15 protein-coding genes and 1 other RNA gene are annotated in these 18,682 nt (G+C 67.3%); 5 read left to right on the forward strand and 11 right to left on the reverse strand.

Annotated elements, in window-relative coordinates; genetic code table 11:
* Nucleotides 1–3: 3 nt before the first annotated feature.
* The 11 genes from T336_RS0117205 to gyrA form a co-directional block, all read right to left on the reverse strand.
* Nucleotides 4–369 (reverse strand): Na+/H+ antiporter subunit C, encoded by a 366-nt coding sequence (locus T336_RS0117205; RefSeq protein ID WP_013594396.1) that lies wholly within the window; start codon nt 367–369, stop codon nt 4–6.
* Nucleotides 369–3,389, reverse strand: a complete 3,021-nt coding sequence (locus tag T336_RS0117210) for a monovalent cation/H+ antiporter subunit A (RefSeq protein WP_026433495.1) — start codon at nt 3,387–3,389, stop codon at nt 369–371. The genes T336_RS0117205 and T336_RS0117210 overlap by 1 nt, the downstream gene beginning before the upstream one ends.
* A 111-nt stretch (nt 3,390–3,500) precedes the next feature.
* Complete coding sequence (lapB, locus tag T336_RS0117215; protein WP_026433496.1) at nt 3,501–4,658, reverse strand: lipopolysaccharide assembly protein LapB; 1,158 nt, start codon at nt 4,656–4,658, stop codon at nt 3,501–3,503.
* A complete protein-coding gene (locus T336_RS0117220) occupies nt 4,648–4,980 on the reverse strand; it encodes a LapA family protein (RefSeq protein WP_026433497.1) in 333 nt (110 codons plus the stop codon). The genes lapB and T336_RS0117220 overlap by 11 nt, the downstream gene beginning before the upstream one ends.
* An 85-nt stretch (nt 4,981–5,065) precedes the next feature.
* Entirely contained in the window at nt 5,066–5,395 is a 330-nt protein-coding gene (locus T336_RS0117225; RefSeq protein ID WP_019700358.1) for an integration host factor subunit beta, read from the reverse strand.
* A gap of 188 nt (nt 5,396–5,583) precedes the next feature.
* A complete protein-coding gene (rpsA, locus tag T336_RS0117230; protein ID WP_026433498.1) occupies nt 5,584–7,269 on the reverse strand; it encodes a 30S ribosomal protein S1 in 1,686 nt (561 codons plus the stop codon).
* 157 nt (nt 7,270–7,426) lie between these two features.
* Nucleotides 7,427–9,466, reverse strand: coding sequence for a bifunctional 3-phosphoshikimate 1-carboxyvinyltransferase/cytidylate kinase (locus T336_RS0117235; RefSeq protein WP_026433499.1), 2,040 nt, complete (start codon nt 9,464–9,466; stop codon nt 7,427–7,429).
* 13 nt (nt 9,467–9,479) lie between these two features.
* Nucleotides 9,480–10,376, reverse strand: coding sequence for a prephenate dehydrogenase (locus T336_RS0117240; protein ID WP_019700360.1), 897 nt, complete (start codon nt 10,374–10,376; stop codon nt 9,480–9,482).
* Nucleotides 10,373–11,473: a prephenate dehydratase gene (pheA, locus tag T336_RS0117245; protein WP_013594404.1), complete on the reverse strand. Its 1,101-nt coding sequence runs from the start codon at nt 11,471–11,473 to the stop codon at nt 10,373–10,375. The genes T336_RS0117240 and pheA overlap by 4 nt, the downstream gene beginning before the upstream one ends.
* A gap of 48 nt (nt 11,474–11,521) precedes the next feature.
* The gene (gene serC, locus T336_RS0117250) at nt 11,522–12,631 is read right to left on the reverse strand and encodes a 3-phosphoserine/phosphohydroxythreonine transaminase (protein ID WP_019700361.1); all 1,110 of its coding nucleotides are present in this window, start codon (nt 12,629–12,631) and stop codon (nt 11,522–11,524) included.
* Between the two features lie 97 nt (nt 12,632–12,728).
* Nucleotides 12,729–15,383, reverse strand: a complete 2,655-nt coding sequence (gene gyrA, locus T336_RS0117255) for a DNA gyrase subunit A (RefSeq protein ID WP_019700362.1) — start codon at nt 15,381–15,383, stop codon at nt 12,729–12,731.
* A gap of 233 nt (nt 15,384–15,616) precedes the next feature.
* On the opposite strand from gyrA, the gene ompA reads away from it, so the two are divergent.
* From ompA to T336_RS27420, 5 genes are all read left to right on the forward strand, one after another.
* A complete protein-coding gene (ompA, locus tag T336_RS0117260; protein WP_013594407.1) occupies nt 15,617–16,276 on the forward strand; it encodes an outer membrane protein OmpA in 660 nt (219 codons plus the stop codon).
* Nucleotides 16,277–16,358: 82 nt separating this feature from the next.
* Nucleotides 16,359–17,075 carry a bifunctional 2-polyprenyl-6-hydroxyphenol methylase/3-demethylubiquinol 3-O-methyltransferase UbiG gene (gene ubiG, locus T336_RS0117265; protein ID WP_019700363.1) on the forward strand — a complete coding sequence of 239 codons (717 nt, stop codon included), beginning with the start codon at nt 16,359–16,361 and terminating at the stop codon, nt 17,073–17,075.
* A complete protein-coding gene (gene gph, locus T336_RS0117270) occupies nt 17,075–17,758 on the forward strand; it encodes a phosphoglycolate phosphatase (protein WP_026433500.1) in 684 nt (227 codons plus the stop codon). Before ubiG ends, gph begins: the two co-directional genes overlap by 1 nt.
* A gap of 11 nt (nt 17,759–17,769) precedes the next feature.
* Nucleotides 17,770–18,148: a transfer-messenger RNA gene (ssrA, locus tag T336_RS26215) on the forward strand.
* A 397-nt stretch (nt 18,149–18,545) separates the two neighbouring features.
* A partial coding sequence (locus T336_RS27420) for a transposase (protein ID WP_156957886.1) occupies nt 18,546–18,682 on the forward strand: 137 nt, incomplete at its 3' end.

Consider the following 18,682-nt stretch of genomic DNA (forward strand, 5'->3'; position numbering starts at 1 on the left):
AGGTCATGGCATCTCCTGCACGTCGCGCGAGTTCGATCCGTCCACGTGGTCGGTGCCCGACATGCCTCGCGAGGCGAGCAGCACCACCAGGAACAGCGCCGTCATGGCGAAGCCGATCACGATGGCCGTCAGCACCAGCGCCTGCGGCATCGGGTCGGCATAGTGCAGCAGGTCCTTCGGCACGCCGTCCACCAGCACCGGCTCCTTGCCCACGGCCAGGCCCAGGCGGCCCATGCTGAAGATGAACAGGTTCACGGCATACGACAGCAGTGCCAGCCCCATGATGACCTGGTAGGTGCGGGGGCGCAGCACCAGCCACACGCCCGATCCGGTCAGCACGCCGATCGCGACGGCCAGAACGATTTCCATCAGCGGTTTCCTCCCGGTGCCGTGGCAGCGGCTCCACCGCGGGCGCCCTCCAGTGCCACCGGCAGCTTGCTCTCGGCGGCGTGGGCCGCCTGCGCGGACTGCGCCGACTCTTCCGCCTCGCGCTCTTCCGCGAGGCGCGCGTGGTAGCGGTGGCCGCGCACCGACTGGTGGGCGATCGCCGTCAGCATCAGCAGCGTGGCACCCACCACGAGCGAGAATACGCCGATGTCGAAGAAGAGGGCGCTGGCCACATGGATCTCGCCCACCACCGGCAGGTGCAGGTGGGCGGTGTGGCTGGTCAGGAAGGGATAGCCGAAGAAGAGCGCGCCCGCGCCCGTGCCCAGGGCGAACAGCAGCCCGGTGGCGATCCAGCGGCGGGGGTACAGGGACAGGTGGGCCTCGACCCACTGCGTGCCCGAGATGATGTACTGCATCAGCAGGCCGACGGAGAGCACGAGGCCCGCCACGAAGCCGCCGCCGGGCTGGTTGTGGCCGCGCATGAACATGTAGAACGAGACCAGCAGCGTGAACGGCAGCAGCAGCCGCACCAGCACGGCCGGCACCATCAGGTAGCCCACGGCGGTGTCCGTCGCGTGGCGCGGATTCAGCAGGTCGGTCTGCAGGTCGGCAGGCATGTTGCGCTGCTGCTCCGGCAGGTCCATGGCCTCGCGCGCTGGGCGGAAGCGGCGCAGCAGCGCGTACACCGTGAGCGCCACGATGCCCAGCACCACGATCTCGCCGAAGGTGTCGAAGCCGCGGAAATCGACCAGCATCACGTTCACCACGTTGGTGCCGCCGCCTTCGGACTGCGCACGTTCCAGGAAAAAGGTGGATGTGCTCTCGGGGAACGGCCGGCTCATCATCACATAGGCCAGCCAGCCCAGTCCGCCGCCGGCGAGCAGCGAGATCATCAGGTCGCGCGCACGGCGCAGCCTCGGCAGGCCGACGGCGGGCGCCATCTCCCGCAGCCGCTCGTCGCGCCGCGGCAGCCAGCGCAGCCCCAGCAGCACGAGCACCGTGGTGACGACCTCCACCACGATCTGCGTCAGCGCGAGATCGGGCGCGGAAAACCACAGGAAGGTGATGCAGGTGCAGAGCCCCGCGCCGCCCAGCAGGGTGAGCGCGGCCAGCCGGTGGTACTTCGCCTGCCAGGCCGCGGCCACGGCGCAGACCGAACCGACGATCCAGATCGCGACGAAGGCCGGCGACAGCGGCAGCGTGCCGCGGTCGCCCAGCTGCAGGCCGCGGGACCACAGCGGCAGCGCCCCCGCCACCAGCGCCGCGCAGACCAGCCACAGCATCTGCCACTGCAGCCGCGGCGTGCCGAGCATGCGGCGGCCGCGGTAACCGGCCAGCGTGAGCAGCGTGAGCAGCGCCTCGAAGATGCGCTTGCCGCTCACGCGGTAGATGAGCGGGGGGGCGTCGATCCGGCCCGCCTCGCGCTGGCGGCGCAGCAGCAGGTAGAGCGCGGCACCTCCCGCGAGCGCGATCAGGCTCATCACGAACGGCGTATTGAAGCCATGCCAGATCGCGAGGCTGTACTCGGGCAGGTCGCCGCCCACCACGGGCAGGGCGGCGGCGGCCAGGTACTGGCCGACCGACCAGGCCGGGAAGATGCCGACCACGAGGCAGGCGAGCACCAGCAGTTCGACGGGCACGCGCATCCAGTGCGGCGGCTCGTGCGGCTCGCTCGGCAGATCCTGGGCCTTCGGTCCCCAGAAGACGTCCACCGTGAAGCGCAGCGAATAGGCCACGCTGAACACACCGGCGATCGTGGCCGCCACGGGCAGCGCGGTGGCCACGAAGGGCGAGGCTTCGAGGAACACGGTCTCGGCAAAGAACATTTCCTTCGACAGGAAGCCGTTGAGCAGCGGCACGCCGGCCATCGCCGCGCTAGCCACCGTGGCCAGAGTGGAGGTGACCGGCATCATGCGCCGCAGACCCGACAGGCGCCGGATGTCGCGCGTGCCGCTCTCGTGGTCGATGATTCCGGCGGCCATGAACAGCGATGCCTTGAACGTGGCGTGGTTCATGATGTGGAAAACTGCAGCCACGGCCGCCAGCGGGCTGTTGAGACCCAGCAGCAGGGTGATGAGTCCCAGGTGCGAGATGGTGGAATAGGCCAGCAGGCCCTTGAGGTCATGCTGGAACATGGCCGCGTAGCCCCCCACCAGCAGCGTGAGCAGGCCGGCCCCGCCCACGATCCAGAACCACGGTTCGGTGCCGCCCATCACGGGCCACATGCGCGCCAGCAGGAAGACGCCGGCCTTCACCATGGTGGCGGAATGCAGGTAAGCCGACACGGGCGTGGGTGCCGCCATGGCATTGGGCAGCCAGAAATGGAAGGGGAACTGCGCGCTCTTGGTCAGCGCACCCAGCAGCATCAATACCAGCGCGGCCAGGTAGAGGGGGTGGCCGCGGACGAGGTCGCCTGCCGCAAGCACCCGGTCCAGGTCGTAGCTGCCCACGATGTGGCCCAGGACCAGCACGCCTGCCAGCAGGCACAGCCCGCCCGTGCCCGTGACGGTGAGCGCCATGCGGGCGCCGCTGCGCGCGTCCTTGCGGTGGTGCCAGTAGCCGATCAGCAGGAAGGAAAAGAGGCTGGTCAGCTCCCAGAAGAACACCAGCTGGACCAGGTTGCCCGAGAGCACCACGCCGCTCATGGCGCCCATGAAGGCCAGGAAGAATGAAAAGAACCGCGGCACCGGATCGGCAGGCGACATGTAGTAGCGCGCGTAAAGCACCACCAGCGAGCCGATGCCCAGCACCAGCATGCAGAACATCCAGGCGAACCCGTCCATGCGCAGCACCAGGTTCAGGCCCAGCGAAGGCAGCCAGGCGAACTCCTGCCGCACCACGCCGCCCGCCGCCACCTCCGGAAAATACAGCGCCGCCTGCACCGCGCAGAACAGTGCCACCGCGCCGGCGAGCGTCGATTCGGCATTGCGCGCGTTCGCGGGCAGCAGCGCGGCGAGCACGCTGCCGGCGAATGGCAGGAGGACGAGGAGGATCAGGGGCATGTGCGGACCATTCTACGGGGAAGGTCCGCGTGCGCCGCTATGAAAACCCGAGCAGGCTACGGTGAATCGGCGCACCCCTCCAAGGGGGCGGCGTGGACGGCATGCACGCCTTCACAGCTCCTCGACGCGCCGGGCCGGATAGCTGTCCCAGCTCTGGCAGCCGGGGCATTGCCAGAAATGTTGGCGCGCCTCGAACCCGCAGGCCGCGCAGCGGTAGCGCGTGAGCGGCTTCGCAGCCTGGTCGAGCGCCCGCTGCACCTGCGGGTGGAAGTCCTCGTGTTCGAGCTTCTCCTGCGACAACCACTTGGCAGCGGCGACCAGCGAAGGCTCCTTGTCCAGGTGGCGCACATACCAGTCGCGCGGTGGCCGCGCGGGATCGCCCGCGGCCGCTTCCATGGCCACGATCGCGTCAAGCACGTCCAGGGAGGGCGCGCGGGCATAGTGCTCCTGCAGCAAACGCAGCACGTCGCCCTGACGCCCGGTCGCGGCCGCCAGTTCGATCAGCAGCGGCGCGGCCAGAGGCAGTGCGCTGGGTGACTGTCGCGCCAGTTCCTGGAGCGTGGCCAAGGCCGCTTCGGCCTCGCCGCGGCGCTGCTGCAGCCGCGCGAGCTCGATGCGCGGCCGCGGCGCATCCGGCGCGGCGGCCCGCGCTTCCTCGAACTGCGCCTGCGCCGCATCCAGGTCCCCCTGTGCGGCGTGCGCCAGCGCCTGCTCGCACAGATAGTGGGCCTGCCGGGCGCTGAAATCACCCTGGTGGGAGCCGTGCATCTTGCGCGCGATCGCCGTGGCCTGGGGCCAGTCCCGCGAACGTTCATATATGGCCAGCAACGCCATGCGGGCCTGCCCCTCGAAGGGCGTGCCTTCCAGCCGCTGCAGCGCATCCTCGGCGCGGTCCAGCAGCCCGGCCTTGAGGAAGTCCAGCGCGAGTGCGTGCTGTGCGCGCTCGCGGTCGGCCCGGCCCAGGTCCCCGCGGGACAGCAGGTGCTCGTGCACGCGCACCGCGCGGTTGTATTCACCGCGCCGGCGGAACAGGTTGCCGAGCGCGAAATGCAGTTCCGACGTGTCCGGGTCGTTCTGAACTGCCTCGATGAACGCGTCGATCGCCTGGTCCTGCTGCTCGTTGAGCAGGTAGTTCAGCCCCTTGAAGTAGGCCTTGGGCGCCCGGCGGTTCTCCTGGCGCAGCTGGCGCAGATCGAAGCGGGACGCGAGCCAGCCCAGCACGAATGCCAAGGGAAGCCCCAGCAGGAGCCAGCTCAGGTCAAATTCCATGGATGGGCGGCTGCTGCTGCAGGTCGGTCACGGGAGCGGCACTGCCCGCCGAGGGGGGGGACGCAGGTGCGGAAGCCGGCGAAGGCGGCAGCGCGGCCTCGGCGCGGCGCGCGGCGCGCAGGTGCTTCCACCAGCGGGGCACCATGCCCAGCACGCCGACGGCGACCCCGAGGGCGAACGCTGACAGCACCACCAGCACCAGCGGCGCGGTCCAGTGGGTGCCGAAGAAGAAATGCACCGTCGCGTCCTGCTGGTTGTTCAGTGCGAAGGCGAAGAGGGTGAAAAAAATGGCTGCCTTGAGCAGCCACAGGAAATACTTCATGCCATGCGTCTCCTCGATGGTGGGAGGATTCTACGGTCAGGCCCGCCCCGCGCACGCGTGCCGGGTATGGGTGCGGCGTGCTCCGTCAGGCGGCGTCGGATGCGTCGGTCGCGGTGCCGATGCCCATCTCGGCGGTACGCCGGTCCACGGCCTCGCGCAGCGCCTTGCCCGGCTTGAAATGCGGAACGCGCTTCTCGGGAATGTGGACTGCCTCACCGCTGCGGGGATTGCGCCCCATGCGGGGCGGCCTGCGGTTGACCGAAAAGCTGCCGAACCCGCGCACTTCGATGCGGTGGCCACGCACCAGCGCATCGCCCACGGCATCCAGGATGGTCTTGACGGCGGCTTCGGCATCGCGTTGCGTGAGCTGGCCGAAGCGGGCGGCAAGTTCTTCGACGAGGTCTGATCGGGTCATGGGGTCCGGTCTGTGGCGCCAGGGGGTCGGCGAAAAATGTGGTCCATGCCGGAGCGCCGACGTTGTGCGCGGCGCTGTGGCATGGGTCGGGAATGCGCACTTGGAAAAAAGCGGCGGGCGCACGAGGCGCCCGCCGCTTGCGGCCGTGCAGGCACGGCCTTTCTCTGCCTTGCGGGCTCAGGTTCCGATTACTTGTCGGAGTTGTCCAGCTTGGCGCGCAGCAGGGCGCCCAGGCTGGTCGTGCCGGCGCTTTCGCGGGCCGATTGCTGCGACAGCGACGCCATGGCGCCTTGCTCGTCGGCCATGTCCTTGGCCTTGATCGACAGCTGGATGTTGCGGGTCTTGCGATCCACGTTCACCACCACGGCCGTGACTTCGTCGCCTTCCTTCAGCACGTTGCGGGCATCTTCCACGCGGTCGCGGGAGATTTCCGAAGCGCGCAGGTAGCCCACGATGTCTTCGCCCAGGTCGATCTCGGCGCCGCGGGCATCGACGGTCTTGACCTTGCCGGTCACCGTCTGGCCCTTGTCGTTCACCGTCACGAAGGTGGTGAACGGGTCGCCGTCGAGCTGCTTGATGCCCAGGGAGATGCGCTCGCGGTCCACGTCCACGGCCAGCACGATCGCCTCGACTTCCTGGCCCTTCTTGTAGTTGCGCACGGCGGCTTCACCGGGCTCGTTCCAGGACAGGTCGGACAGGTGCACCAAGCCGTCGATGCCGGCAGCCAGGCCCACGAACACGCCGAAGTCGGTGATCGACTTGATCGGGCCCTTGACGCGGTCGCCGCGCTTGGTGTTCTGCGCGAACTCCTGCCACGGGTTGGCCTTGCACTGCTTCATGCCCAGGCTGATGCGGCGCTTGTCTTCGTCGATCTCGAGGACCATGACTTCGACTTCGTCACCCAGCGACACGAGCTTGGACGGGGCGATGTTCTTGTTCGTCCAGTCCATTTCGGAAACGTGCACCAGGCCTTCGATGCCGGGCTCGAGTTCCACGAACGCGCCGTAGTCGGCGATGTTCGTGACCTTGCCGAACAGGCGCGTGCCCGAGGGGTAGCGGCGCGACACGCCCAGCCACGGATCGTCGCCCATCTGCTTCAAGCCCAGGGAGACGCGGTTCTTCTCCGTGTCGAACTTGAGGATCTTGGCAGTGATTTCCTGGCCAGCCTGCACCACCTCGGAGGGGTGGCGGACGCGGCGCCATGCCATGTCGGTGATGTGCAGCAGGCCGTCGATGCCGCCCAGGTCCACGAACGCACCGTATTCGGTGATGTTCTTGACCACGCCCTGGACGATGGAGCCTTCCTTGAGGGTTTCCATCAGCTTGGCGCGCTCTTCGCCCATGGAGGCTTCCACCACGGCGCGGCGGCTCAGCACCACGTTGTTGCGCTTGCGGTCGAGCTTGATGACCTTGAATTCCAGGGTCTTGTTCTCGTAGGGGGTCAGGTCCTTGATCGGGCGGGTGTCGATCAGGGAGCCGGGCAGGAAGGCGCGGATGCCGTTGACCAGCACCGTCAGGCCGCCCTTGACCTTGCCGCTGGTCGTGCCGGTGACGAATTCGCCGGATTCCAGGGCCTTTTCCAGCGCCAGCCAGGAGGCCAGGCGCTTGGCGGTGTCACGCGACAGGATGGTGTCGCCGTAGCCGTTCTCGATGGAGCCGATGGCCACGGAGACGAAGTCGCCGACTTGCACTTCGACTTCGCCCTTGTCGTTCTTGAACTCTTCCAGCGGCACGTAGGCTTCGGACTTGAGGCCTGCGTTCACCACGACGAAGTTGTGCTCGACGCGCACGACTTCCGCGGTGATGACTTCGCCGGGGCGCATTTCGGTGCGCGTCAACGACTCTTCAAAAAGGGCGGCAAAAGATTCAGACATGTATTTCCTAGGTCCGCGGGCGCGTTTCCGCCGGCACCATTGCCGGCGTTTCTATCGTTGCCTGCGGAAGGTTGTGTGGCGGGTGGCCACGGTTGGGGTTGAACACATCGCAAGGCCGTGCGCTGCAGGCGCGGTAGGGGGGCCTTGCGGGCCCGGTTCAGTCCTGCGCGGGGTGCGCGAAGGGCTGTCGCTGCTGCCACCAGGCAAGTACCTGCTCGACGGCTTCTTCGACCGAGAGCAGGGAGTTGTCCAGCACCAGCGCATCCTGCGCAGGCTTCAGGGGCGCGACCGGCCGGGTGCTGTCCCGGATGTCACGCGCCTCGAGATCTGCGCGAAGATCGTCGATATTAGCGGAAATTCCCTTTGAAATCAACTGTTTATGGCGCCGCTCCGCCCGGCAGGCCGCGCTCGCCGTGAGATAGACCTTCAATGCGGCGCCCGGGAAGATCACCGTGCCCATGTCGCGGCCGTCCGCGACCAGTCCGGGCAGGCGCCGGAAGCTGTGCTGCAGCGCCACCAGGGCCTCGCGCACCGGCGGAAGGGCCGAGACGCGGGAGGCGTTCATGCCGGCCTCCTCGGTGCGGATGTCGTCCGTCACATCGTCCTCGCCCAGCCAGATCCGGCCGGACTCGAATCGCACCGGCAGGGTGCGCGCCAGGGCCGCGATCCGGTCCTGGTGGGCCGCGTCGATGGACAGCCCGGCACGCAGCGCCGCCAGCGCCGTGATGCGGTACGTCGCGCCCGAGTCCAGGAAGCGGTAGCCCAGCCGCTGCGCCACCGCTGCCGCCACCGTTCCCTTGCCCGATGCCGTGGGGCCGTCGATGCAGATCACGGGAACGTGCTCCACGGGTGTTCCTGCGACCGAGAAAAGGGCCTCGAAATAGTCCGGGAAGGTCTTGGCCACGCATTTCGGATCCTCGATGCGCACCGGGAGTTTCGCCACGTTGAACGCCGCCAGCGAAAAGCACATGGCGATACGGTGGTCGTCATAGGTATGGATGCTTGCCGCGCGCCAATCGGCCGGCGAGGCGGGCGGGGTGACGCGCAGGAAGTCCGGGCCTTCCAGGACGGTGGCGCCCAGGCGCCGGCACCCCTGCGCCATGGCCGCGATGCGGTCCGTTTCCTTGACGCGCCAGCTCGCGATGTTGCGCAGCGTGGTCGTGCCCTGCGCGTACAGCGCCATCACCGCCAGCGTCATGGCCGCGTCGGGGATCTGGTTGCAGTCGAGATCGACGGCCCGCAGCGGCCAGGCGCCGCGGCGCACCTCCAGCCAGTTCGGGCCGCCCGTGACCTCCGCGCCCATGGCACGGGCCGCCTCGGCGAAGCGGATGTCCCCCTGGATCGAATCCAGGCCTACGCCGAGGATGCGCAGCGGCTCCTGGCCGGGGGCCGGGGCCGCCAGGGCTCCCAGCGCAATGAAATAGCTGGCCGAGGAGGCGTCGGCCTCGACATGGACGGTGCCCGGGGAGCGGTAGCGGCTGCCGGCCGGTATGGTGAAGCGCTGCCAGTCGTCGTGCCGCACCGGGATGCCGAAGCGCTCCAGCAGCTGCAGCGTGATGTGGATGTAGGGGCGCGAAATCAACTCGCCCACCACCTCGATCACCACGTCCTGCTCGCGTGCCACCAGGGGCAGGGCCATCAGCAGGGCGGTGAGGAACTGGCTGGATACGTCGCCCCGTACCCGCACGGGAGCGTCCAGCGCCAGCGGCGGGACACCGCCCGCATGTGCGATGCGCAGCGGCGGGAAGCCGGGGTTGCCCAGGTAGCTGATGTGGCAGCCGAGCTGCAGAAGGGCTTCCACCAGATCGCCGATCGGGCGCTCGTGCATGCGGGGGACGCCCGAGAGCTCGAATTCGCCGCCCAGCAGGGCCAGCGCCGCCGTCAGCGGCCGCATGGCCGTTCCCGCGTTGCCGAGGAAGAGCTTCGCGGGCGAACGTGCCGGGGTCGTGCCCAGGCCGGTGATGCGCACCGTGCCCCGCGCGGCGGCGCTTTCATCGACGCCGCAGCCGATCTCCCGCAGCGCATCCAGCATCACGCGCGTATCGTCGGACGCCAGCAGGTCATGGACTTCCGTCGTCCCCTCGCTCAGCGCGGCCAGCAGCAGGACCCGGTTGGAAATGCTCTTGGAGCCCGGCAGCCGCACGGCTCCTCCGGCGGTGTCCAGGGGTGGGAGGTCGAGAAACGCGGTGCTGTACATCGGCTGCGGGAATCTAGGAGGTGCGGCGCGCGCCCATGCGCCAATGGGCGCGGGTTTCGCTGGCCAGCGTGATGAGGTCTTCGAGCGCCTGGCCGTCGCCCTGCTGCATGGCCTGCTCCATCTGCTGGAGCGCCTGGGTGAAATGGCGCGACTGGGCGATCAGTTCGGTGCGGTTGGCCAGCAGGATGTCACGCCAGATCTTCGGATCGCTGGCCGCGATCCGCGTGAAGTCGCGGAAGCCGGGGCCGGCGAGCGACAGGAATACGTCCCCTTCGGGCTGCGCATTGATGCTGTTGATCATCGCGAACGCGAGCAGGTGCGGCAGGTGGCTCACGGCGGCGAAGGCCGCGTCGTGCGACTCCGGCGACATGCTGCGCACGCGGCAGCCCAGCGCGCTCCAGACGGCCTCGGCCTTGCCCAGCTGGTCGGTGAGCGTGCGCTCGGTCGGCGTGAGAATCACCTGACGGCCTGCGTAGAGATCCGCCTGTGCGTGCTCCACCCCGGAGGATTCGCTGCCGGTGATCGGATGGGCCGGCACGAAGGAGCCGAACTGGTCGCGCAGTGCGCCGCGCGCCGCCTGCACCACGTCGGCCTTGGTGGAGCCCACGTCCATGACCAGCATCCTGGGAGTGACCAGGTGCTTGATCGCCTTGAGCGTGGATTCCGTGGCAGCCACCGGCACGGCCAGCAGCACGATGTCCGCGCCCGCGACCGCGAGCAGGGCGGAGGGGGCCTCGACGTCGATCACCCCGAGCTGGCGCGCACGGTCGGTGGTGGACGGCGATTTGCTGTAGCCGACCACGCGCTTGACGAGCCCGGCCTTCTTCATCGCCAGCGCGAACGACCCGCCCATCAGCCCGCAGCCCAGCAGGCCGAGCTGCTCGAAAACCGGAGTGCCTGCTTCCGTCACGGCGCCACCGGATAGGCGCCGAGCACCTTGTAGAACGCGCAGAGCGAGCGCAACTCCTCCAGGGCCTTGGCCACGTGGGGCTGGCTGGGGTGGCCGTCGAGGTCGATGTAGAAATAGTATTCCCACTGGCCCGTGCGCGCGGGGCGCGATTCGAAGCGGGTCATGGAAACGCCGTGCGTCTTGAGCGGCACCAGCAGGTCGTGCACCGCGCCCGGGCGGTTGGGCACCGACACCACGAGGCTGGTGCAATCCTTGCCGGAGGCCGGAGGCGTCTGCAGCGTGTGCGGCAGGCAGATGACGGCGAAGCGCGTGCGGTTGTAGGCGTCGTCCTGGATGGCGTGCGACACCAGGTGCAGGCCGAACTGCGCGCCGGCTCGCTCGCTCGCGATGCCTGCCCAGGCCGGGTTTCCGGCGGCCAGCCGTGCGCCTTCGGCGTTGCTGGAAACCGGGCGGCGCTCCGCGTGCGGCAGGTGTTTCGACAGCCAGGCCTGGCATTGGGCCAGCGCCTGGGGGTGGGCCAGCACGGCCTCGATGCCGTCCAGCGAATTGGACAGGCGCAGCAGGTTGTGGCGCACCAGCAGGCTCACCTCGCCCACCACGTGGCAGGGCGTGTGCAGGAACAGGTCGAGCGAGCGCGTGACCACGCCTTCCACGGAGTTCTCCACGCCCACCACGCCGTACTGTGCGCTGCCGGCCGCCGTGGCATGGAACACCTCGTCGAAATTGGCGCAGTACATGAGGTCGGCGGCACCGCCGAAGAATTCCACGGCCGCCTGCTCGCAGAACGTGCCGGCCGGGCCCAGCACCGCCACGCGCTGGGGCGATTCCAGGGCCAGGCAGGCGGACATGATCTCGCGCCAGATCGCCGCGACGTGCGGGCCCTTGAGCGGGCCCGGGTTGGCGGTCTGGATCTTCTCGATCACCTGCGCGACGCGGTCGGGCCGGAAGAAGGGCGAGCCTTCGCGCTTCTTGACCTCGCCGACGCGCTCGGCCACCAGCGCGCGCTGGTTCAGGAGGGTCAGGAGCTGCTGGTCGATGTTGTCGATCTGCACCCGCAGGCTGGCGAGATCGGGAGACGCTTGTGGGGATTGGGACATGGATCGGTCGGTCTGCGGTCAGCAGGCGGTAGGGCGCCGCGCGCCGTTTCAGGCGCTGCGCTGTTCGAATTCTTGCATGTAGGCGACAAGTGCCTCCACGCCGGCCAGCGGCATGGCGTTGTAGAGGCTCGCACGCATGCCGCCCACCGACTTGTGGCCCTTGAGCTGCAGCAGTCCCCGCTCCCTGGCTCCTGCCAGGAAGGCTTCGTTGCGCGTTTCGTCGCGCAGGAAGAAGGGGATGTTCATGCGCGACCGCGCGTTCGGCGACACCTTGTTCACGTAGAACTGCGACTGGTCGATGAAGTTGTAGAGCAGGCGGGCCTTGGCGATGTTGCGCTGCTCCATGGCCGCGATGCCGGAGAGCTCGCCCTCGCGCTGGCGCTTGAGCCATTGGAAGGTCAGGCCCGCCATGTAGATGCCCCAGGTGGGAGGGGTGTTGAACATCGACTGGTTCTCCGCCACCACCTTGTAGTCGAAGGCGCTCGGGCAGGCCGGCAGCGCGTGGCCCAGCAGGTCCTCGCGCACCACCACCAGCGTGAGGCCGGCGGGGCCGAGGTTCTTCTGCGCGCCGCCGAATGCCAGGCCCACGCGCGACCAGTCCACCGGGCGCGAGGCCACGTGCGACGAGAAGTCGATCACCAGTGGTGCGTCGCTGCCCAGAGCCCGCAGGTCCGGCAGCTCGTGGAACTCGATGCCATGGATCGTCTCGTTGCTGCACAGGTGCAGGTAGCTCGCACCGCGGCTCAGCTGCCAGCTCGCCGGGTCGGGCAGGGTGGTGAAACCGCCGTCCTCCGCCGATGCGGCCACGTGGACCTCGGCTGCGTACTTGCGCGCTTCCTTGAGCGATTTCTGGCTCCAGCTGCCCGTTACCACCATGTCCACCGTCGCGGCGCGCGAGAGGTTCAGCGGCACGATCGCGTTCTCGGCCAGGCCGCCGCCCTGCATGAACAGGATCCTGAAATGCTGCGGAACGGCGAGCAGTTCGCGCAGGTCCGCCTCGGCCTGCTCGTAGATCGAGATGAACTCCTTGCCCCGGTGGCTCATCTCCATCACGCCCATGCCGCTGCCGTGCCAGTCCAGCATTTCGGAAGCGGCCTGCTGGAGGACTTCGGCGGGAATGGCGGCGGGGCCGGCGGAAAAGTTGTAGGGGCGGTTCATCGGTTCAAGCGGTCGAAGGCCATGCCGTTTCCGGGCGGCTGGCCGGTGGAGGGAGCATTCCGGCGCGCCGTGCACTTTCCGCAGGCGCGTCGTGCCGTCATTCGGTCGCGGATCCGTCCGCGTCCGGCGTGGCGGAAGAGGGCGCGTCGTCGTCCGCGGCCGGCGGGTTCGCGTCGTTCTCGACGATGCGCTGCAGCCCGCTCAGCTTCGCGCCTTCGTCCAGGGCGATCAGCGTCACGCCCTGCGTCGCGCGGCCCAGTTCGCGGATCTCCGCCACGCGCGTGCGCACCAGCACGCCCTTGTCGGTGATCAGCATGATCTCGTCTTCCGCGTGGACCAGGGTGGCCGCGACGACCTTGCCGTTGCGCTCGCTCTGCTGGATGGCGATCATCCCCTTCGTGCCGCGGCCGTGGCGGGTGTATTCGACGATGCTGGTGCGCTTGCCGTAGCCGTTCTCGGTGGCGGTGAGCACGCTCTGCGTCTCGTCTTCCGCCACCAGCATGGCGATCACGCTCTGGCCGTCCTCCAGCATCATGCCGCGCACGCCGCGCGCGGCGCGGCCCAGCGGCCGCACGTCGTTCTCGTCGAAGCGCACGGCCTTGCCGCCGTCGGAGAAGAGCATCACATCGTGCTGGCCGTCGGTGAGCGCAGCCCCGATGAGGTAGTCGCCGTCGTCCAGGTTCACGGCGATGATGCCGCCCTTGCGCGGGTTGCTGAACTCGTCCAGCGCCGTCTTCTTCACCGTGCCCATGCTGGTCGCCATGAAGACGAAGCGGTCGGCGGGGAAGGTGCGCATGTCCCCGGTCAGCGGCAGCACCACGTTGATCTTCTCGCCTTCCTGCAGCGGGAACATGTTCACGATCGGCCGGCCGCGCGAGCCGCGCGAGCCTGCCGGCACTTCCCAGACCTTGAGCCAGTACAGCCGGCCGCGGTTGGAGAAGCACAGGATGTAGTCGTGCGTGTTGGCGATGAAGAGCTGGTCGATCCAGTCGTCTTCCTTGGTCGCCGTGGCCTGCTTGCCGCGCCCGCCGCGCTTCTGCGCACGGTACTCGGACAGCGGCTGGCTCTTGATGTAGCCCGTGTGCGAGAGCGTCACGACCATGTCGGTGGGCGTGATGAGGTCCTCGGTGGAGAGGTCCTGCGCACTGTGCTCGACCAGGGTACGGCGCATGCCGAGCTTGTGCTGGCCGAACTCCGCCTTGATCGCGGTGAGCTCGTCGCCGATGATGACCGAGACGCGCTCGGGCTTGGAAAGGATGTCCAGCAGGTCTTCGATGACCGCCATGATGTCCTTGTACTCGGCGACGATCTTGTCCTGCTCCAGGCCCGTCAGGCGCTGCAGGCGCATCTGAAGGATTTCCTGGGCCTGCGTTTCGGAGAGGCGGTACAGGCCGTCCTGGCCCATGCCGTATTCGCGCTCCAGGCCCTCGGGGCGATAGTCGTCGGCGTTCACGACGCCGCCGTCCGCGCGGGTGCGCGTGAGCATCTCGCGCACCAGCTGGCTGTCCCACGCACGGTTCATCAGCTCGGTCTTGGCGATCGGCGGCGTGGGCGATTCGCGGATGATGCGGATGAACTCGTCGATGTTGGCAAGCGCCACCGCCAGGCCTTCCAGCACGTGGCCGCGCTCGCGGGCCTTGCGCAACTCGAACACCGTGCGCCGCGTGACCACCTCGCGGCGGTGCTGCAGGAACACGACGATCAGGTCGCGCAGGTTGCACAGGCGGGGCTGGCCGTCCACCAGCGCCACCATGTTGATGCCGAAGGTGTCCTGCAGCTGTGTCTGCTTGTAGAGGTTGTTCAGCACCACCTCGGGCACTTCGCCGCGCTTGAGCTCGATCACCAGGCGCATGCCGGACTTGTCGGACTCGTCCTGGATGTGGCTGATGCCCTCGATCTTCTTCTCATGCACCAGTTCGGCCATGCGCTCCTGCAGCGTCTTCTTGTTGACCTGGTAGGGCAGCTCATCGACGATGATGGCCTGGCGCTGGCCGCGGTCGATGTCCTCGAAGTGGCAGCGCGCCCGCATGACCACCTTGCCGCGGCCGGTGCGGTAGCCTTCCTTCACGCCGTTGATGCCGTAGATGATGCCCGCGGTCGGGAAGTCCGGCGCGGGGATGATCTCCATGATCTCGTCCACCGTGGCGTCCGGGTGGCGCAGCACGTGCAGGCAGGCGTCCACCACCTCGTTGAGGTTGTGCGGCGGAATGTTGGTCGCCATGCCCACCGCGATGCCGGCCGAGCCGTTCACGAGCAGGTTGGGCAGCTTGCTGGGCAGCACCAGCGGCTCCTTCTCGCTGCCGTCGTAGTTGGGTCCGAAATCGACGGTTTCCTTGTCGATGTCGGCCAGCATCTCATGGGCGATCTTCGACAGGCGGATTTCCGTGTACCGCATGGCGGCCGCTCCGTCGCCGTCCACGGAGCCGAAATTGCCCTGGCCGTCCACCAGCATGTGCCGCAGCGAGAAATCCTGCGCCATCCGCACGATCGTGTCGTACACGGCGCTGTCGCCGTGGGGGTGGTACTTGCCGATGACGTCCCCCACGATACGGGCCGACTTCTTATAGGGGCGGTTCCAGTCGTTATTGAGTTCGTGCATCGCGAACAGCACGCGGCGATGCACCGGCTTGAGGCCGTCCCGCGCATCCGGCAACGCGCGGCCGACGATCACGCTCATCGCGTAATCGAGATAACTGCGCCGCATCTCCTCTTCGAGGCTGATGGGCAGGGTTTCTTTGGCGAACTGGGTCATGGGATCGGGGATGCGGGATCAGGCGGCGGAGGTCGGACATTCTAGGCGCAACGCCTTGTCGCAAGTGCGCAACAGATCGGGGGGTAAAGCGCTTTTGTCCTACGGTTGAGGGTTGGGGGGCGGTCACTTTGCCTTGTTACGTATGGCACAATCAATTCAGCGTTTTTGGTGATGGTCACTGACGACGTCCATATTCGCAGCGCGGCTGCGGCTTTTTCCCCAAGAGGAGAACCATGAAGAAACTGAACAAAGTGGCGATGTTGTTGGCCTCTGCCGTGCTGGCTACCTCGGCTGGTGCCCAAGTCAAGGCCGCTGACGGCGGCAAGGTGATCGACAACTGGCAAAACGGCACCGGCGAGCTGGTGTGGAAGAACGGCACGAACGAACTGTGCTGGCGCGATGCCAACTGGACGCCCGCCACCGCCGCAGCAGGCTGCGACGGCGCCCTGGTGGCCCAGGCTCCGGCACCGGCTCCTGCCGCTGCTCCCGCACCTGCCGCTCCCGCTGCACCCACCCCCGCACCGGCAGCTCCCGTGGCCAACAAGGTGACCTACGCCGCCGACGCTTTCTTCGACTTCGACAAGTCCGTGCTGAAGCCCGAAGGCAAGGCCAAGCTGGACGACCTGGTCTCCAAGGTCAAGAACGTGAACCTGGAAGTCATCATCGCCGTGGGTCACACCGACTCCATCGGTACCGATGCCTACAACCAGAAGCTGTCCGTGCGCCGCGCTGAAGCCGTGAAGGCATACCTCGTGTCCAAGGGCATCGAGAAGAACCGCGTGTACACCGAAGGCAAGGGCGAGAAGCAGCCGATCGCCGACAACAAGACCAAGGAAGGCCGCGCGAAGAACCGCCGCGTGGAAATCGAAGTGGTTGGCACCCGCGCCAACTGATTTCGGTCAGTTTCCTTTCCCTGAAAGCCCCGGTCTCCGGGGCTTTTTTTATGCCCGCGGCAATTGCGGGCACAATTTGTCAATGAGCTCTTCCACTGCCAATGTCGATCCGGCCGAACTGGCCAAATTCTCCGAACTGGCCCACCGCTGGTGGGACCTCGAAAGCGAATTCCGGCCCCTGCACGAGATCAATCCGCTGCGGCTGGGCTGGATCGATGGCCTGGCCCCATTGCAGGGGCGGCGGGTGCTGGATGTCGGCTGTGGCGGCGGCATCCTGGCCGACGCCATGGCTCGCAAGGGCGCGACGGTGACGGGCATCGACCTCGCCACCAAGTCGCTGAAGGTGGCCCAGCTCCATGCGCTGGAGGCCGGCACGCCCGATATCCAGTACCGGGAGGTCAGCGTCGAGGCGCTGGCGGAAGAGTCGCCGGCATCGTTCGACACCGTGACCTGCATGGAGATGCTGGAGCATGTTCCCGATCCGGCATCGGTGGTGCAGGCATGCGCCCGGCTGGTCAAGCCCGGCGGGTGGGTGTTTTTCTCGACCATCAACCGCAATGCAAAGGCATTTCTCCTGGCCATCGTGGGCGCTGAATATGTGCTGGGCATGCTGCCACGTGGAACGCATGAATATGCAAAGCTGATCAAGCCCAGTGAATTGGCCACGGCGTGCCGTGCGGCGCGGCTCGATGTCCTGCAGACCCGCGGCATGGAATACAACCCCCTCACGCGCCGTTATGCATTGAGCGGGGATACCAGTGTCAATTACCTCATGGCATGCCGCCGGGTGGAGGCGTGATGGCCGACATGTCTCCCTTTCCCTCGCGCGTGAGCGCGGTGCTGTTCGACCTCGACGGCACGCTGGTGGACAGCGCGCCGGACCTCGCTGCGGCCGCCGACAAGATCCGCACGGACCGTGGTCTGCCGTCCCTGCCACTGGCGGACTACCGGCCCATGGCCGGCGCTGGTGCGCGCGGAATGCTCGCCGTGGCGCTCGGCATGGCGCCCGACCATCCCGATTTCCCGGCGTTGCGCGAGGAGTTCTTCGCCAACTACGAGGCCTGCATCCATGACCGCACGACCGTGTTCGACGGCGTGGAAGCGCTCGTGGAGCGGCTGGCCCGGGCGGGATTGCCCTGGGGCGTGGTCACCAACAAGGCTGCGCGTTTCTCCGTGCCGCTGACGGAGGCGATTCCCATGTTCCGCACGTCCGGCGTGCTGGTGAGCGGCGACACCACGCCGCATTCCAAGCCGCATCCCGCGCCATTGCTGGAAGCCGCTGTCCGCCTGGGCGTGCCGCCCGAAGAGTGCCTCTATGTCGGCGACGATGAGCGCGACATCGTCGCGGGCAATGCCGCCGGCATGGGAACGGTGGCGGCGCTCTACGGGTACCTCGGCAAGCACAAGGAGCCGGAGCTCTGGGGTGCGCACTGCGCGATTAAATTTCCCCTCGACCTCTTGCAATGGCTTCCGAAGGCCTAAAATGGAGGCTTGGGGCTGCCCTGGTTTCGACGTGGGTTCGGAATCGGTGTGGTGCATGTCGAGCTTGAGTGGCGCTCGTAAATCTGCATTCAACAAACCAACTGCAAACGACGAACGTTTCGCACTCGCCGCTTAAACACCGGTGAGCCTTGCAACAGCACGCTGACGGGCTGGGCAAGGGGGCCGCAAGGCCTCCCGGCTGCAAGGTTATTCACGTCAGCTGGCCTCCTGCCGGGTACCTTGGCATGGGGCGAGATCCAAGGGTGCTGGCCTTCCTTGCAGCGTGCGACTGCGCGGCCTGGAAGGTGAGATCCAAAACAGACCGCTAAACATGTAGATCTGCCCGAAGAAGGCTTGCGGACGCGGGTTCAATTCCCGCCAGCTCCACCATACAAAGGCACCGCCACACATTGGAAGCCCCAGCGTGTGGCGGTTTTTTTATGCCTTGTGGAGTCTGGTGGTGTCCTGAAATTCGCACCGATCTAAGACCCACCTACCATCCGCAACTCCGGCGCCGGCATCTGGTAGTCCTCGCGGATGAACTTGCCGTAGGTACGGAAGACCATCTGCATCTGCACGTCCTCGTGCCTGAGCTGGGCGGCCACGTACCAGAGGTTGTGGCCGCCGTCAGCAGCGTGGAGGCGTAGGTGTGGCGAACCTGGCAGGGGTTCCGGTAGTCGATCACCAGCCTCAGCAGCCAGCGCGAGAGCGACTGCAAGATGGCAGTTGGCTAGAGCGTGTTATGAACTTCGTTCCTCGGAGTGGAAGTCAAAGGTAGAGTCTGCGGATGCCCCGCAAGCCGTACCTGACGGATGTCAGCGATGAAGAATGGAGCTTCGCTGCGCCCTACTTGAGCCTGATGGACCAGCGCGCGCCCCAGCGCGAGCACGATCTGCGCGAAGTCTTCAACGCGCTGCGCTGGCT

The organism is Paracidovorax oryzae ATCC 19882 (assembly GCF_000687165.1).
Classification (GTDB): Bacteria; Pseudomonadota; Gammaproteobacteria; order Burkholderiales; family Burkholderiaceae_C; genus Paracidovorax; species Paracidovorax oryzae.

Excerpts from the sequence above, each read along its gene's own strand:
- T336_RS0117205 (WP_013594396.1), bottom strand. The coding sequence starts at position 369 with ATGGAAATCGTTCTGGCCGTCGCGATCGGCGTGCTGACCGGATCGGGC.
- T336_RS0117210 (WP_026433495.1), bottom strand. The coding sequence starts at position 3,389 with ATGCCCCTGATCCTCCTCGTCCTCCTGCCATTCGCCGGCAGCGTGCTC.
- lapB (WP_026433496.1), bottom strand. The coding sequence starts at position 4,658 with ATGGAATTTGACCTGAGCTGGCTCCTGCTGGGGCTTCCCTTGGCATTC.
- T336_RS0117220 (WP_026433497.1), bottom strand. The coding sequence starts at position 4,980 with ATGAAGTATTTCCTGTGGCTGCTCAAGGCAGCCATTTTTTTCACCCTC.
- T336_RS0117225 (WP_019700358.1), bottom strand. The coding sequence starts at position 5,395 with ATGACCCGATCAGACCTCGTCGAAGAACTTGCCGCCCGCTTCGGCCAG.
- rpsA (WP_026433498.1), bottom strand. The coding sequence starts at position 7,269 with ATGTCTGAATCTTTTGCCGCCCTTTTTGAAGAGTCGTTGACGCGCACC.
- T336_RS0117235 (WP_026433499.1), bottom strand. The coding sequence starts at position 9,466 with ATGTACAGCACCGCGTTTCTCGACCTCCCACCCCTGGACACCGCCGGA.
- pheA (WP_013594404.1), bottom strand. The coding sequence starts at position 11,473 with ATGTCCCAATCCCCACAAGCGTCTCCCGATCTCGCCAGCCTGCGGGTG.
- serC (WP_019700361.1), bottom strand. The coding sequence starts at position 12,631 with ATGAACCGCCCCTACAACTTTTCCGCCGGCCCCGCCGCCATTCCCGCC.
- gyrA (WP_019700362.1), bottom strand. The coding sequence starts at position 15,383 with ATGACCCAGTTCGCCAAAGAAACCCTGCCCATCAGCCTCGAAGAGGAG.
- ompA (WP_013594407.1), top strand. The coding sequence starts at position 15,617 with ATGAAGAAACTGAACAAAGTGGCGATGTTGTTGGCCTCTGCCGTGCTG.
- ubiG (WP_019700363.1), top strand. The coding sequence starts at position 16,359 with ATGAGCTCTTCCACTGCCAATGTCGATCCGGCCGAACTGGCCAAATTC.
- gph (WP_026433500.1), top strand. The coding sequence starts at position 17,075 with ATGGCCGACATGTCTCCCTTTCCCTCGCGCGTGAGCGCGGTGCTGTTC.